The sequence below is a fragment of the Streptomyces sp. NPDC001480 genome (assembly GCF_042894725.1).
In the GTDB taxonomy this organism is placed as follows: Bacteria; Actinomycetota; Actinomycetes; order Streptomycetales; family Streptomycetaceae; genus Streptomyces.
In genome coordinates, this window is record NZ_JBIAVX010000025.1 from 1 (window position 1) to 15068 (window position 15068).

Here is a 15068-nt window from a genome sequence, read left to right on the forward strand (position 1 = left end):
CGGAAGCTAAGCCTCACAGCGCCGATGGTACTGCAGGGGGGACCCTGTGGGAGAGTAGGACACCGCCGAACAAATATTGGGAGAACCCCCGCACCTCACGGTGCGGGGGTTTTCTGCGTTTCCGGCACTTCTAGAAAGCCACCTCCGCCGTTTCGACGATCCCGCCCTCGCGTCCGGGCGCGCTGTGCCACTTCCAGTAGAGGTTGGTGTGGGCGATCACCTGTTCCGGTGCGGGAGCGCCGTACTCGGTGTTGTCCTCCGTGGTGTGGGCGTCGGCGACCAGCGTGGCGTCGTACCCACGGACGAGGGCGCCGTGCAGTGTCGAGCGGATGCAGACATCGGTCTGGGCGCCGGTGACGACGAGCCGGCCTACTTTGCGCTCGGCCAGGAGGGCCTCGAGCTCGGTGTCCTCGAAGGAGTCCGCCCACGACTTGTGGACGAGAGGTTCGCTGTCGCGGCGGGTCAGCTCCGCCACGTACTCCCAGCTGTCGCTGCCGCGTTCGAGGTGTTCGTCGGAGTGCTGCACCCAGATCACCGGCACGTCCTCCGCGCGTGCCTTGTCGACGAGGGTGTTGATGTTGGCTATGACTGCGTCGCGGCGGGGCGCGCCCGCCAGCACGCCGTTCTGTACGTCGATGACGAGGAGTGCTGTGTTGGGCCGACCAAGCAGGGTTGTCATGGGATCTCCCTGGTTCGCGGGTGCCTGTCGGCACGGATCAGGCACGGATCATGCACGGCAAAACAGTAGGACCTGCCACTGACATCGGTATTACGGTGGCTCGCATGACCACCATGACGACCATGACCAGCGGCGACTATGTGATCCGGGCGATTCGCGCCGACGAGTGGCCGGCCGCCAAGGCGCTGCGACTGTTCGCGCTCCAGGATCCGGTCGCACACCTCGCCTTCCTGGAGACGTACGAGGAAGCCCTGGAGAAGCCCGATTCCTTCTGGAAGGGGCGGGCTGAGGGAGCCGCGGAGGGGGCGACCGGGGCGCAGCAGATCATCGCCGAGGCGCCGGACGGGGAGTGGGTCGGTTCCTTGACGGTGCTGGTCGAGGAGGCGGGTACGAAGGACTGGGCCGGTTTGCCCGTGGAGCGGAGGCAAGGGCACATAGTCGGGGTGTTCGTCCGGCCCGACTACCGGGGGATCGGTCTTACCGAGGTGCTCTTCGACGCCGGCCTGGAGTGGGCGTGGGCGCAGGGCACCGAGCGGGTGCGGCTCCTGGTGCACGAGGACAACGGGCGTGCGCAGCGCTTCTACCGCAGGGCCGGGTTCGTACCGAGCGGGGTCACCCTGCCGTTCGTGAAGGACGACGCCCAGTTGGAGCTGGAGTTCGTGATCGAGCGGGACTGACGGGACTGACGGGACTGACGGGACTGAAGAGCTCAGACTGGGAGCTCGTCGTGTGGCCAGCGGCTGCGGGCCTGTTCGCGGGAGCGGAGGAGGGCCAGGGTCGGCAGGCCGTGGTCCGCTCCCGTGGACAGCAGGTCCGGGAGCTGGGGGAGTGGGGCCACGGCCGCGACGTCGTCGAGGACCAGGGTCAGTGGTGGGTCGAGCCGACCGGAGGATGACCGTTCGGCCATGCGCCGGCCGCGCTCGACCACGCTGGAGACGAGGGCCGTCAGGAGCGGCATCGCGCCGGGGTTGGTCCTGGGGTCCTCGATGGATTCACCGACCACATAAAGCGTGCCCCCTTCGTTGACGAAGGAATCCAAGGCGAGGGCATCAGTTCGGTTTGGAGTGCACGCTTCGCGGATGTTGACCGTGGAGAGCGCGGCGAGGGCACGGCTCGTCAGCTCGTGGGCCATGTCCCGGCGTTCGGGATGCGAGGTGAGCGCGGCCTCCAGTTCGCCCGCGGCGCCGGGGGCCGCCTTGGGGTTGGTGCGCAGGGCGCGGACCGCGTCCTGGATCTGCGTGCCCTGGGCCCAGCGGTGCACGTGGCGGATGCTGCGGTTGTCGAGGGCGGCGGCGTGGAGGTAGCTGCGCAGGAGGGTCTCGGCGGTGTCGCTGACCGCTTGGTCCAGACGGGCGGTCGGCTTCACCGGGGCGAGCAGGGCGGTTGCCCGCTGTACCGCCGTCTGCTTGTCATGGCAGCCCGTGGCAGGGGACCAGTGCAGCCGGGCGGGGGTGTCGCAGAGATGGGTGGGGTCGTAGAGGAGGACCGGACCCAGCTTGGCCCTCGCGTCCTTGGTCTCCTGCCAGACACTGGCGTTGGACGTGACCACGAGCAAGGGGCCTTCCGCGTCGCGGATGGCTTGGGACGCGGTTGTCTGGCGGATTGCGGGTGCGGCGTAGAGCACCGCGCCTTCGGCGTGGTTGGTTTCCCACCCACCCACCCGTTCGCCGTCAGCTACGAGGCCAGGCGCCCCCTCGGGCTCAGGCTCGCTGCGAGGCGCCGGCACCGCCCGCACCTCGGGCAGCGGCTCGGGTGCCTCGCCCCGGGGCTTGGAAGCCTCGTACGCCGGCTCTGGCGCCCGGGCCGACGCCTGAGCCGACGCGGGGGAACCCGCCGCGTCCATCTCCTTCCCCGACCTCCGCCGGGCCCGCCCCGCCCGCCACCGTGCGACCGTACCGATCACGAACACGGTCAGTACGAACAGCACCATCAGCTGCCCTATGAACAGCCCCCAGAACAGTCCGTACCCCGACAGCTGTGCCGCCGGGGTGTCCGGCCAGGCGCCCCTGATGTCGTGCGGGTGGCCGATGAGGTGGCGCATGGCCAGGGGGGTGCCCGTGAAGGTGACGCCGGACGGCCAGGCGCCGCCCGCGAACCAGCCCGCGAGGCCGGTCGCCGTCCACACCAGCAGGGTCATGCCGAGCAGGAAGGCGAGGAGGCCGATCAGCAGGCCGTCCGGGATGCCGCCCTGGCCGTCCCGCCGGCCGCCGCGCCCGTCGTCGTATCGTCTGTCGCCGTATCGCCCGTGGTCGCGGTCGTCGGGTCTCACGCCGTCTCCCTACGCCACCGTAGACTCCGACGACCCGTCCAGGTCGCCGATGTGCTGTTCCACGAAGGCCGCCGCCCGCTGCTCCGCTTCCAGTTCGGCGGCGCGCAGGGCGTCGTCGGCGGCCAGGTCGAAGGAGGACTCGGTCATCGCGCGGTCGGTGAAGACCAGTGGGCGTTCCGTCTCCGTCACCAGGTGCTTGACCACCTGGACGTTGCCGTTGACGTCCCAGACGGCGATGCCGGGGGTGAGGGTGGGGATGATCTCCACGGCCCACCTGGGCAGCCCCAGCACACGGCCCGTGGCCCGTGCCTCGTCGGCCTTCTGGGCGTAGATCGTCCGTGTAGACGCCATCTTCAGGATGGCCGCGGCCTCCTTCGCCGCCGCTCCGTCCACCACGTCGGACAGATGGTGGACGACCGCGACGAAGGACAGGCCGAGCCGGCGGCCGAACTTCAGCAGCCGCTGGAACAGCTGGGCGACGAAGGGGCTGTTGATGATGTGCCAGGCCTCCTCGACCAGGAAGATGCGCTTCTTCCGGTCGGGGCGGATCCAGGTGTGCTCCAGCCACACCCCGACGATCGCCATCAGGATGGGCATGGCGATGGAGTTGCGGTCGATGTGGGAGAGGTCGAAGACGATCAGCGGGGCGTCCAGGTCGATGCCGACCGTGGTCGGGCCGTCGAACATGCCGCGCAGGTCACCGTCGACGAGCCGGTCCAGCACCAGGGCGACGTCGAGTCCCCAGGCCCTTACGTCGTCTATGGCGACGTTCATCGCCTCGGCGGACTCGGGTTCCGGGTGCCGCAGCTGCTCGACGATGTCGGTGAGCACGGGCTGGCGCTCGACGATCGTCTCGTTGACGTAGGCGTGCGCCACCTTCAGCGCGAAGCCGGAACGCTCGTCGAGGCCGTGTCCCATCGCGACCTCGATGATGGTCCGCAGCAGTGCCAGCTGACCCGTGGTCGTGATCGCGGGGTCCAGTGGGTTCAGGCGGATGCCGTGGTCCAGGGCCGCCGTGGGGTCCAGCCGGATGGGGGTTATCCCCAGCTCCTCCGCGATGAGGTTCCACTCGCCGACGCCGTCCTCGCCCTGCGCGTCCAGGACGACGACCTGGCGGTCGCGGAAGCGCAGCTGGCGCAGGACGTACGTCTTCTCCAGCGCCGACTTGCCGTTGCCGGACTCGCCGAGGACCAGCCAGTGCGGGGCGGGGAGCTGCTGGCCGTACAGCTGGAACGGGTCGTAGATGTAGCCCTTCCCGGAGTACACCTCGCGGCCGATGATGACGCCGGAGTCGCCGAGGCCGGGGGCGGCGGTCGGCAGGTAGACGGCCTGCGCCTGGCCCGTGGAGGTGCGCACCGGCATCCGGGACGTCTCGATCTTCCCGAACAGGAAGGACGTGAAGGCGTCCGTGATGGCGGACAGCGGGTCCCGCATCAGCGCATCAACTCCTACCTTCGGATTCCGGTGGCGAACGGGAGCGTGTTCACGAACGCGCGGTGGTGCTCGCGGTCGCACCATTCGAGCTTCAGGTACGACTTTCCGGCCGACGCCCTTATCGTGCGCTTGTCGCGGGCCAGCGCCTCGGGGGTGCGCGAGGAGACGGTGATGTAGCCGACCAGATTCACTCCGGCGGCGCCACTGGCCAGGTCCTCGCCGCGCTGGTCGAGGCGGGAGTGGGCGGCAACGTCGCGCGGGTCGACGGTCCGGTTCATCTTGGCGGCGCGGGAGGCCTCGGCCTCGTCGTTGGTCTTCTCCGTCAGCATGCGCTCGATGGCGATCTCGGTGGGTTCGAGGTCCATCGTCACGGCGACGGTACGGATGACGTCCGGGGTGTGGACGAGGAGCGGCGCGAGGAAGTTCACGCCGACGGGCGTCATCGGCCACTCCTTGACCCACGCCGTGGCATGGCACCAGGGCGCGCGGGTGGCGGACTCCCTGGTCTTGGCCTGGAGGTAGGTGGGCTCCATGGCGTCCAGCTCGGCGGGCCAGGCGTTGCGCCTGGTCATCGCCTGGATGTGGTCGATCGGGTGGTCGGGGTCGTACATGGAGTGGACGAGCGAGGCGAGACGCCCCTGCCCCAGGGGCTGGCGCACCCTGATGTCGGCCTCCTGGAGCCGCGAGCAGATGTCGGTGAGCTCACGCGCCATGACCACGGCGAGCCCCGCGTCCCGGTCCAGCTTCCGCCCGCCCTGCGGCCGGGCCGCCCGGGCCATGGCCTGCGCCTCGGCGGCCAGCTCGCGCGTGTAGTGCATGCAGGCGACGAGGTAGGCACGGTGCTGCTCGCTGCTGGTGGACACCATCGACTGCAACTGGTCGTACGACTGCCGCAGCCAGCCCGGCGCCCGCTCGTCGCCGCGCTGGGTGACGTCCTTGGCGTGGGCGTCGGGGTCGGCGGGCAGGGTGCGGGCGAGCATCTGGAGGCGGGTGACGAAGCCGTCGCCGTTCGCCACGTGCTTCAGCAGGGTGCCGAACCGGTCGACCAGGGCCTCCTGGTCCTCGGAGTCGCGCAGGCCGACGCCCGGGCCCTCGATCTCGATGGCCGCGGTGACGGTCTTGCGGTCGGCGTGCAGCAGTACGGCGATCTCGTCCGGTCCGAAGGGCGCGGCCAGCCAGGTGATCCGGCCGATGCCGGGCGGCGGCCCGATCTCGACCTCACGCCCGTCCAGCCGCGTACCGGCCTCCATCACATCGGACCGGTAGACGGCTCCCCGCTTGACGCTGCGCTTGAAGCTGCGGTTGATCTCGAACCACTTGTAGAAGGTGCGGCGCTTGTACGGCACGTACACCGCCGCCAGCGCCAGCATCGGGAAGCCCGTCAGCAGCACGATCCGCAGCGACAGGACCGGGACGAGGAGGCCGCACATCATGCCGAGGAACGCGCCCGCGATGATCAGCGCGATCTCGCCGGACTCGCGGTTCCGGCCGATGATCCCGTTCGGCCGGGCGCGGCCGATCAGATACGTACGGCGGGGCGTGACCGGATGGGACAGGTGGGACTCGGTCGTCAACGCCCTTCACCTCCCGAGCGGTTGCTGTTGCGGGTGTTGCTGGCGTGCGGGGTGTTGGCCGGGCTGGGAGCGCGCGGCGCGGGCGCGGCGCCGCCGCCCCCGCTCGGGGTGCGGCTGCTGTGCGCGGCGACCCCGCCGGAGGCCGGGTTGGCCGGGCGGGAGGCGCTGGACGACGACTGGCCGCCGCCTCCGTTGTTGTCGGCGCGGGTGCTGTGCGTCTTGATGCCCTGCGCGACCAGGGTCGCCGGGGAGCTGATGACCGCGGCGGCCTTGCTCTCGGCGCCCTGCATGATGCGGTTGTTGCGGCCGCTCGCGATCTCGTCGCCGAAGCCGGGGACGAAGCGGTAGATCATCGCGCTCGCGAAGATGGCGAGCAGGATGATGGCGAGGCCCGACACGACGGCCGAGAAGCTGTCCGGGCCGTTGTCCCCGGACAGTGCCCCGGCCAGGCCCAGCACTATGACGATGACGGGCTTGACCAGGATGACGGCGATCATGATCCCGGCCCAGCGGCGGACGTGCCCCCACAGGTTCTTGTCCACCAGGCCCGCGTAGACGACGGTGCCGAGGAGGGCGCCGACGTAGAGCAGGGCGGCGCGGATCACCAGCTCCAGCCAGAGGATGCCGGCGGCGAGGATGCTGACGAGCGACACCACGATCAGCATGATCGGGCCGCCGCCGATGTCGTTGCCCTTGTTCAGGGCGCCGGAGAAGGTGCCGAAGAACGTGTCGGTCTGGTCGCCGGTGGCCTTGGCCAGTACGTCCGTGACTCCGTCGGTGGCCGATACGACCGTGTACAGGATCAGCGGCGTGAACGCGGAGGCCAGGACCGTCAGCCAGAGGAACCCGACGGCTTCCGACAGGGCGGTGGTCATGGGGACGCCGCGTACGGCTCGCTTGGCCACGGCCAGCAGCCACAGCAGCAGCGTGAGGATCGTCGACGCGGCGAAGACGACCGCGTACTGCTGGAGGAACTTCTGGTTCGTGAAGTCGACGTTCGCCGTCTCCTTGACCGCGTCACTGAGCTTGTCGATGGTCCACGACGCCGCGTCGGCACAGCCCTTGGCGAGGGAGGCGAGGGGGTCGAGGGTGTCGGAGAGGGGGTTGTTGCTGGTTACGCCGGATTTACCGCCGGAGTTGTTGCCCTTCTCGCAGTACGACTTGGCTGGGCCGCGGATGAGGTCGCAGGCGTTGTTGCTCTTCGACGGCGACGGACTGGGCTCAGCGAAGGCGCGTGTGGAGAATAGGAGGACGGTGGTCTGTACGGCGGCGAAGACGCCCGTGCCCTTGAGCATGCGTTGGTTAGCGCGCATACGTGAATCCTCCGTACTCCTCGACGGCCTTCGTCATGTCGTCAGCGGTGGAGGCCTTCTGGTCGCGGCCGACCGGGACGGGGCCGTCCTTCTGCTGGAAGTCCGTGACCTTCCAGTCGTTGTCGACCCACTTCAGTTCGTATGTGGTGGTGTACCAGCTCTCGGTGACCGGGTTGGTCGAGGCTTCGCCGGACAGGCCGAAGAGCGAGGTGTACCAGACCTGGACGGTGGAGGTGTCACCGGTCATTGATGTGACCTTGGTGCCTACGGGGACGACCCGGGAGACGAACGTCTGACCGTTGGGCGCGCTGCCGTCCTTGTTGAGGCCGATGTTGGAGAGAAACGACTCGCTGGAGTAGGCGCTGTCCAGGTCCGACTGCCTGCGGGCTGCCACAGCGGGGGCATAGACGGTGTTGATGATCTCGTGCCGCCGAGCCTTGCTGAACATGTCGGCCGAGCCCAGTGCAACGGAGTAGTTGGCGGCAGCACTCTCCGCCCCCTGCTGATCCCGCGAGAACCCCGTAGGAATCCCCCCGGCCTTCGAAGTGACCGGCTTCGTCCCGCTCGCCGCGGTCGCCGCCGCCTTCGGCTTGCTCCCGGAGCTGTTGTCGCCGCCGGAGGCACTGTCATCGCCCCGGTTCGCGAAGGCGATCGCCGCGATGAGGAGGACGACGACGCCGACCACCGTGACCAGGCTCCGGGAGGATGACCGACCGCCTCGGCGGGCCCCACCGTAGGGGTCGCCGCCGCGTTCGGGCAGCCGGGTTCTGGTCTCGCCCGAGCCGCCGTAACCCTGCTCGTCTCCGAGACTCATGCCGCGAACGCCCCCTCGACCTCGTACCGGAACGCGTAGATGTACGACGGTAGCCGTGCTGGCTCCCGCGCGGGCGCGGTGTGGTGACTCGACATCAGGGAAACGCAACCTCAGCCGGTGAGCACGACGGGCGGGTGGGGTGGTGGGGACCGGGCGTGCCCGGAGGACTGGAGGAGTGGGGGAGTCGGGGGAGCGCTACACGGCCATGCCGTACACGATGGTGAACAGCGTGCCCAGGGAGCCGATGATGAAGACTCCTGTCAGACCGGCGATGATGAGGCCTTTGCCCTGTTCGGCGCTGAAGGTGTCCCGGAGGGCCGTCGCGCCGATGCGCTGTTTGGCCGCACCCCAGACGGCGATGCCGAGGCAGAGCAGGATGGCGACGGCCATCACCACCTCGATCATCACCTTCGCTTCGTTGCCCAGGCTGCCGAAGGGCCCCCAGTCCGGAGCGATTCCGCCGATGATGGTGTTGATGTCTCCCTTGTCGGCCGCAAAGAACATGTAAGTCACCGCCCCTGGTGGGTTGTTCCGCAGTCCCCTGCGGTGTGCAGAGGTCAGGCCTCATTGTCGCCGACGATGGCGCCGCCGTATGTCGACTTGGCGTCATTGAATGGCGGGTTTCGTACGAATGGACCGTACGGTCACTCTGTGTATCACGGCAGGTCACGCCGGGCAATGAGGCCTGAGCGGAACCTGTCGTGTGGTTCCGTCGTTGTGCTCCTCTATGACGCCGCGCGCTTTCTGACGGCTGGTCGGGTGAGGTGCCGTCAAAGATGGTCTCACGAGGAAGGGGCCCCGGCGATTGCCGAGACCCCTTCGGTAAGAGAAACGGGTCACGGCCGGCTGCCGTGACCCGTTTCTCTTCGTGTGCCGCCGAGGGGACCCCACGTCCCCCTCGCTGTGGCGGCTCCCCGTGACCCGACGGGGAGGTCAAGCCCTGGTGCTCACCCGGTGAAGGCGTCCGTGCCCTCCGGTGTGCCCCAGCCGGTCGGGCCGTCGTAGCCGGACCTGGCGGTGCACAGGTAGCTCGCACTGGAGGAGCAGCTGCCGTTGCTGCCGCTGGTCACGTCGTTGAGGGCCGAGGTGCCGGCCGACTCGTACGGGTACTCGGCGGGGTAGTCGCCGCTGCCCGGGGTGCCCGCGAGGGCGTAGACGCCCGCGATGATCGGGGCGGAGGCACTGGTGCCGCCGAAGGTGTACCAGCCGGCGGTGACCCCGTAGGAGTCGTAGACCGAGACGCCGGTCGCGGGGTCGGCGACGGCCGAGACGTCGGCGATGGTGCGCTTGGCGCAGCCGGTGTCGGTCTGCCAGCTGGGCTTGGTGTCGTAGGAGGAGCAGCCGGAGCCGGTGCCCTCGGTGCTGCTGGTGTTCCAGACGCTCTCGGTCCAGCCGCGGGAGTTGGAGGAGGTCGACAGGGCGGTGCCGCCGACGGCGGTGACGTACCGGGAGGCGGCCGGGTACTCCGCGCCGTAGCCCTCGTCACCGGCGGAGACCGTGATCGCCACACCGGGGTGCTTGTAGTACTTGGTGTCGTAGGTCGAGTCGGAGGAGGACTCCGAGCCGCCGTAGCTGTTGGATACGTACTTCGCGCCGAGGGCGACCGCCTCGTTCACCGCGGTGCCGAGGTTGGCGGTGGTGGCGGACTTGGCCTCGACGAGCATGATGTTGCACTGCGGGCAGACGGCGGAGGCCATGTCCAGGTCGAGCGACTCCTCCTCGGCCCAGCCGCTGTCGGCGGCGGGGAGGGAGGTCGTGGAGCCGGTCTGGCTGATCTTCGTGAAGCAGCCGTTGGACGTGGTGCAGGCGTCGAGCCCGTAGTACGAGCGGTACTTGGCCAGGTCGGCCTCGGCGTTCGGGTCGTCGTAGGCGTCGACGATCGCGATGGTCTCGCCGGAGCCGTTGGAGGCGGCGGCGGAGGTGAGGCCGTAGGCGTCCTGGAGGTCGCTGGGGCCGAATCCGGTGGGGCCGGCGGCGGCGGCCTTGGGGGTGACCTTGGCGGCCTTGCCGGTCTCCGCGGCCCGCGCCTTCTGGAAGGCGGTGGTCCCGCCGGTCACCCGGAAGGAGTCGCAGGCCAGTTCGCCCTTGTGCTTGGGCGTGGCGCAGGGGGTGGCGGCCCACGTCACCTTCGCGGAGGCGGCCTTCGAGGAGGCGGCGGGTGCGGCCGTGGTGGTGGCGTCGGCCTGGGTCGCGGTGCCGAGTCCGGCGAACAGAAGTGCCGCGGTGGCGGCTCCGGCGGCTCCGGCCCGGCGCCATCTGCCGCGTATGTGGGGGGAGTCGGGGGTGGTCGTACGCAACGTACAGCCTCCTGGGCAGGGGGGACAGAGGCCTGCGGGTGGGGGCCACCGGTGCGCTCACCGGTGGGGGCGGCGGCCCGCGACGACGATGGCTTGTTGGGTACGCGACAACAAGGCGGGTGGCGGAATCCTGACTGCCGCGTTACCGAAACGGGCCCCGGGCTTACTGATCATTGGCGGGCGGATGACGCCGGGGTGGGCACGGCTTGACCCGGCTCACAGCGCGGGCACAGCGGGGGGTCGCGGGTCGCCGGGGGTGGGCTCAGCGGGGCTTGAGGCCGTGCAGCAGGTGGTGTACGTGCTCGTCCAGGTCGGCCAGGACCTGGTCGGCCGGGATGCTGCCGTTGGCGGCGAAGGTGGCCAGCCCGTGCATGATCGCGCCGGCGAAGAAGGTGAGGCGCGCCGGGTCGCCCGCGACGATCTCGCCCCGCGCCTGCGCGTCCGTGATCAGCCGCTCGAAGGACCCGACGGAGCGGTCGACGGCGTCGGCGAGCTGGGTGGAGACCTCGGGGTCGTGCTTGCGCGCGAACATCACCTCCAGCAGCGCGGCGTGCTCGACGGCGAAGCCCACGTAGGTCTTCGCCAGTCCCGACAGCCGTGCCTCGAGCGGCAGCGCGGGGTCGTCCGCGGACTCCAGCGCGGCGGACAGCCGCTCGTAGCCGGCCAGGGCCAGGGCGTCGAGCAGTGCCTGCTTGTCCTTGAAGTGCCGGCCGGGAGCCGCGTGGCTCACGCCGACCTCGCGGGCCAGTTCGCGCAGGGAGAGCGCGCCGGCTCCCCGGTCGCGCAGGGTGCGCTCGGCCGCCGTGAGGAGGGCGGCGCGGAGGTCTCCGTGGTGATAGGGGCGGCTCTCGGGCATGCGGAACATCGTATCCGCATGTTGTCGACGGCGACATTGTTGTCGGCGTCACCATTGTTGTCATTGACAGCATTGTTGGCGGCGCCTACTTTGGGGGCATGGCTGAAAAGACCGACGCGCCCGAGGCGCGCACATGGAACGCGACCCACCTCCCCGACTTCTCCGGCCGCACCGCCGTCATCACCGGCGCCAACAGCGGCATCGGCTTCGCCGCCGCCGACGCGCTGGCCCGCGCGGGCGCGCACGTGGTGTTCGCCGTACGGGACCTCCAGCGCGGCCGGGCCGCCGCCGCGCGGGTGAACGGCAGTACGGAGGTGCGCCGGCTCGACCTCGCCGACCTGGCCTCCGTCCGGGAGTTCGCCGACTCCTGGCAGGGCGGGACGATCGATGTGCTGATCAACAACGCGGGCGTGATGATGCTCCCGGAGCAGCGCACCAAGGACGGCTTCGAGATGCAGTTCGGCACGAACCATCTCGGTCACTTCGCCCTGACGAACCTGCTGCTGCCCCACGTCCGGGACCGGGTGGTGACCGTCTCCTCCGGCGCCCACCGCATGGGCGACCGCAGGATCTCCTTCGACGACACCAACCTCACGGGCCGCTACACCCCGCAGCGCGCCTACTCCCAGTCCAAGCTGGCGAATCTGCTGTTCACCCTGGAACTCCAGCGCCGCCTCACCGAGTCCGGCTCACCCGTCCGCGCCCTCGCCGCCCACCCCGGCTGGGCGGCCACCAACCTCCAGGGCCACACCGCGAACCCGGTCGCCCGCGCCCTCATGCAGATCGGCAACCGGATCCTGGCCCAGGACGACAAGGCGGGCGCCCTGCCCACCCTCTACGCGGCGAGCCAGGACCTCCCCGGCGCGAGCTACGTCGGCCCCGACGGCATGGCCGAGATGCGGGGCGCCCCCACCCTCGTGGGCCGCACCACCGCGGCGAGCGACCCGGTGGCCGCACGGCGGCTGTGGACGCTGTCCGAGGAACTGACGGGCGTGCGGTATCCGCTGGTGGCGCCGGTGGCCTAGGACTCCCTGCCCTCGCCCTCCACGCCCTCCACGAAGTGGTCGAACTCGCCTGCTTGCACGCCGAGTACGAAGGCATCCCATTTACGGCGGTTCGTGGTGACTACGTTGTCCGGGTCGCTGGTCTCCCGGATGTAGACGGGAGCCTCCCCGCCCTCGCCCTCACCGAAGGCGATCTCGATCCAGGGACCGGGCCCGGTCGCGTCCGGTGGGGCGGCGCGTTCCCAGCTGAGGTCCGGGGGCAGTTCAGGCATCCGGCGGCTCCTTCCTGACGGATGCCCACCGTATCCCCGCCGTGAGCCGCACCCTCCAGCACTCTCCTGCACTCTCCGGCGCGGAGCGGTTGCGCATGGTGCGGGAGTGCGCGGACTCGTGCGGGGTAGGTGTGTTGCGGGAGTTGGGGGCTTCCAGGGTCAGGAAGCTGTTGTGGACCGATTGCCAGGGGTAAGCGCGATTCACAGTCAAATCTCAGCGAAGCCGGGAACCGATTCTCACCTTCATGGGACAAAGTGGGCCTGATGAAGCGCACCTCACGCATCTCGGTCACCTCGCGTCCCGCCCTGCTCGGCACCGTGGTGCTGCTGGCGATGACGTCGGCCTCCGTGGCGGCCGCCGACGACGGTCCGGGCCCCTTCGGGGTCACCGTCGTGGCCGCCCCGAACCGGGAGAGCGCGAGAGTCGGGGCGCTCTTCGACGCGGACCGGGCCGGCAAGCTCGCCGGCGGGCACTTCTGCACCGCCTCGGTCGTGCACAGTGCTCATCGCGACCTCATCGTCACCGCCGCGCACTGCGTGGACGGTGACGGTGACGACAGCGGCGACGGCGGCGGCGTGGTGTTCGTGCCGGGCTACCGGGACGGGAAGGCGCCGTACGGGGTGTGGAAGGTGACGAGGCGGTTCCTGCCGGACGGCTGGTCCAAGGGGCAGGACGAGGACAGCGACGTGGCGTTCGCCGTCGTGGAGGGACTGGGCGGAGAACAGGGGAAGCTGGTCGAGGACGTCGTCGGCGGCAACCGCTTCGCCACCCGTACGGCGACCGGGGCCACCGCCGTGACGGTCACCGGCTACCCCAATTCCCAGGAATCCCCCATCGACTGCACCAACAAGCCCGGCGCGCACAGCGACACCCAGCAGCGGATCTCCTGCCCCGAATTCACCGGCGGGACCAGCGGCAGCCCCTGGGTCAACGGGGACCACGAGGTCGTGGGGATCCTGGGCGGACACGAACAGGGCGGGACGACGGCCGACATCTCGTACAGCGTGGTGCTGGGGACGGAGGCGGCCGAGCTCTACGGGGACGCGGCGAGCGATCCGTGAGGCCGGCGGCCCGCGGGAGACGATGCGTGAGGCCGGTGGTCAGGGAAGAGCAGTAGCGGTCGGTCAGGTGCGGGGTGCCTCCGTGCTGCCGGCGTGCCGCCGGGGGAGCGGGAGCGTACGGCCTCGGCAGCGTCACGACCCCCGCCGTGACGAAGACGGCCACCCGGATGGCCGCCTCGGGCCTCCTCGCGCAATGCCCCGACGACCGGGACAACGGCCTGGTCATGCTGTGGCTCACCGACGTCGAACGGCGGTACCTGCTGAGCGCGCTGACGGGGACTCAGCGCACGAAGAGCGGACTGCTGGAGGGGCCGACGGGTGAGCCCGTCGCCGGCCGGGGGCGGCCCCGCTGTCGCTTCCCGTACTCTGACGATTTCGGTGGCACGAATAGGCCGAAATGCTGGCTGAGTCGGTCGGTGTGAGGCGAAAGCGGACTTGAAGCGGGCGCGGATGGGGGAGTGTTGAGCCGTGCGCAAAGTATGGGTGGCCGGTGCGGCCGCGGCCGGGCTCGGGCTGAGCTTCGTCATGCTGCTCGTGGTCGGGGTGTACGTCGTCGCCGGGAACCTCGCGGGCGGGGTGGGCGGCGGGGCCGTCTCGCTGGCCAAGGGCGCCGTGCCGGCCGCGTACCAGACGCTCGTTCAGAAGTGGGGCAATCTCTGCCCCGCCCTCAATCCGGCCCTGCTGGGCGCCCAGTTGTACCAGGAGAGCGGATTCAACCCGAACGCCAAGAGCCCGGCGAAGGCGGAGGGGATAGCGCAGTTCATCCCGGGGACGTGGGCCACGCACGGTATCGACGGTGACGGTGACGGCGACCGGGACGTGTGGGACCCGAATGACGCGATTCCGTCCGCCGCTTCGTACGACTGCCAGCTCGCCTCGTACGTGAAGGACGTGCCCGGCGACATCTCCGACAACATGCTCGCCGCCTACAACGCGGGGGCGTACGCGGTGATCCAGTACGGGGGCGTGCCGCCGTACTCGGAGACCCGGAACTACGTGAAGACGATCAGCACGCTCGAGAAGAGCTTCGCCGCCCCCGTCACCCGGGTGGACCCCAGCCGGCAGGCCGCCGCTGCCATCGCCTACGCGCAGAAGAAGCTCGGGACGCCCTACTTGTGGGGTGGCGACGGTACCGCTGACCAGGGCGGACGGTTCGACTGTTCCGGGTTGACCAAGGCGGCGTACGAGAGCGTCGGGGTCACGCTTCCGCGTGTCGCCAACGATCAGTACAACGCGGGGCCGCACCCGAAGCGGGAGGAGTTGCTGCCGGGCGATCTGGTCTTCTTCTCCGACGATCTGACAAACTCTCGGGCCATCCGGCACGTGGGGATCTACGTGGGGGGCGGATACATGATCGACGCGCCCAGGCCGGGGGCCGTCATCCGGTTCGACCCGGTCGACACCCCCGACTACTTCGGAGCCACTCGGGTAACCGAAGATGGCGCGAAAGCACTCCCCACGAAGGTGTGACCGAGCGTGAACCCGCCCCCTGAG

15 protein-coding genes are annotated in these 15068 nt (G+C 69.9%); 5 read left to right on the forward strand and 10 right to left on the reverse strand.

The features are described from left to right. Positions 1-130: 130 nt before the first annotated feature. Entirely contained in the window at positions 131-679 is a 549-nt protein-coding gene (locus ACFY01_RS40640) for a cysteine hydrolase family protein (RefSeq protein WP_390740822.1), read from the reverse strand. A gap of 113 nt (positions 680-792) precedes the next feature. Between ACFY01_RS40640 and ACFY01_RS40645 the strand changes: the two genes are divergently transcribed. Further along, positions 793-1356 carry a GNAT family N-acetyltransferase gene (locus ACFY01_RS40645; protein WP_390740911.1) on the forward strand — a complete coding sequence of 188 codons (564 nt, stop codon included), beginning with the start codon at positions 793-795 and terminating at the stop codon, positions 1354-1356. Positions 1357-1388: 32 nt separating this feature from the next. On the opposite strand, the gene ACFY01_RS40650 is transcribed toward ACFY01_RS40645, so the two are convergent. The 8 genes from ACFY01_RS40650 to ACFY01_RS40685 form a co-directional block, all read right to left on the reverse strand. Then, positions 1389-2948 carry a type VI secretion protein gene (locus ACFY01_RS40650; protein WP_390740823.1) on the reverse strand — a complete coding sequence of 520 codons (1560 nt, stop codon included), beginning with the start codon at positions 2946-2948 and terminating at the stop codon, positions 1389-1391. A 9-nt stretch (positions 2949-2957) separates the two neighbouring features. After that, entirely contained in the window at positions 2958-4382 is a 1425-nt protein-coding gene (locus tag ACFY01_RS40655; RefSeq protein ID WP_390740824.1) for an ATP-binding protein, read from the reverse strand. Between the two features lie 14 nt (positions 4383-4396). Continuing rightward, positions 4397-5956, reverse strand: a complete 1560-nt coding sequence (locus ACFY01_RS40660) for an SCO6880 family protein (protein WP_390740825.1) — start codon at positions 5954-5956, stop codon at positions 4397-4399. Next, positions 5953-7269, reverse strand: coding sequence for a hypothetical protein (locus tag ACFY01_RS40665; protein WP_390740826.1), 1317 nt, complete (start codon positions 7267-7269; stop codon positions 5953-5955). Before ACFY01_RS40665 ends, ACFY01_RS40660 begins: the two co-directional genes overlap by 4 nt. Next, positions 7259-8083, reverse strand: coding sequence for a hypothetical protein (locus tag ACFY01_RS40670; RefSeq protein WP_390740827.1), 825 nt, complete (start codon positions 8081-8083; stop codon positions 7259-7261). The genes ACFY01_RS40665 and ACFY01_RS40670 overlap by 11 nt, the downstream gene beginning before the upstream one ends. A 195-nt stretch (positions 8084-8278) precedes the next feature. Continuing rightward, on the reverse strand, positions 8279-8587 hold the full coding sequence (locus ACFY01_RS40675) for a hypothetical protein (RefSeq protein ID WP_355155411.1): 309 nt from the start codon (positions 8585-8587) through the stop codon (positions 8279-8281). Positions 8588-9030: 443 nt separating this feature from the next. Further along, complete coding sequence (locus ACFY01_RS40680) at positions 9031-10380, reverse strand: peptidase S8 (protein WP_390740828.1); 1350 nt, start codon at positions 10378-10380, stop codon at positions 9031-9033. Positions 10381-10642: 262 nt separating this feature from the next. After that, positions 10643-11245 carry a TetR/AcrR family transcriptional regulator gene (locus ACFY01_RS40685; RefSeq protein WP_390740829.1) on the reverse strand — a complete coding sequence of 201 codons (603 nt, stop codon included), beginning with the start codon at positions 11243-11245 and terminating at the stop codon, positions 10643-10645. Between the two features lie 89 nt (positions 11246-11334). On the opposite strand from ACFY01_RS40685, the gene ACFY01_RS40690 reads away from it, so the two are divergent. Next, positions 11335-12261: an oxidoreductase gene (locus tag ACFY01_RS40690; RefSeq protein WP_390740830.1), complete on the forward strand. Its 927-nt coding sequence runs from the start codon at positions 11335-11337 to the stop codon at positions 12259-12261. Here ACFY01_RS40690 and ACFY01_RS40695 read toward each other — a convergent pair. After that, positions 12258-12512 carry a DUF397 domain-containing protein gene (locus ACFY01_RS40695; protein WP_390740831.1) on the reverse strand — a complete coding sequence of 85 codons (255 nt, stop codon included), beginning with the start codon at positions 12510-12512 and terminating at the stop codon, positions 12258-12260. The genes ACFY01_RS40690 and ACFY01_RS40695 overlap by 4 nt on opposite strands. A gap of 264 nt (positions 12513-12776) precedes the next feature. Between ACFY01_RS40695 and ACFY01_RS40700 the strand changes: the two genes are divergently transcribed. The 3 genes from ACFY01_RS40700 to ACFY01_RS40710 all read left to right on the forward strand — a co-directional run bounded on the left by ACFY01_RS40700 (position 12777) and on the right by ACFY01_RS40710 (position 15044). Further along, positions 12777-13574 carry a trypsin-like peptidase domain-containing protein gene (locus ACFY01_RS40700; protein WP_390740832.1) on the forward strand — a complete coding sequence of 266 codons (798 nt, stop codon included), beginning with the start codon at positions 12777-12779 and terminating at the stop codon, positions 13572-13574. Positions 13575-13720: 146 nt separating this feature from the next. After that, positions 13721-13996 (forward strand): hypothetical protein, encoded by a 276-nt coding sequence (locus ACFY01_RS40705; protein ID WP_390740833.1) that lies wholly within the window; start codon positions 13721-13723, stop codon positions 13994-13996. A 103-nt stretch (positions 13997-14099) separates the two neighbouring features. After that, entirely contained in the window at positions 14100-15044 is a 945-nt protein-coding gene (locus ACFY01_RS40710; RefSeq protein WP_390740912.1) for an NlpC/P60 family protein, read from the forward strand. Positions 15045-15068 lie beyond the last annotated feature (24 nt).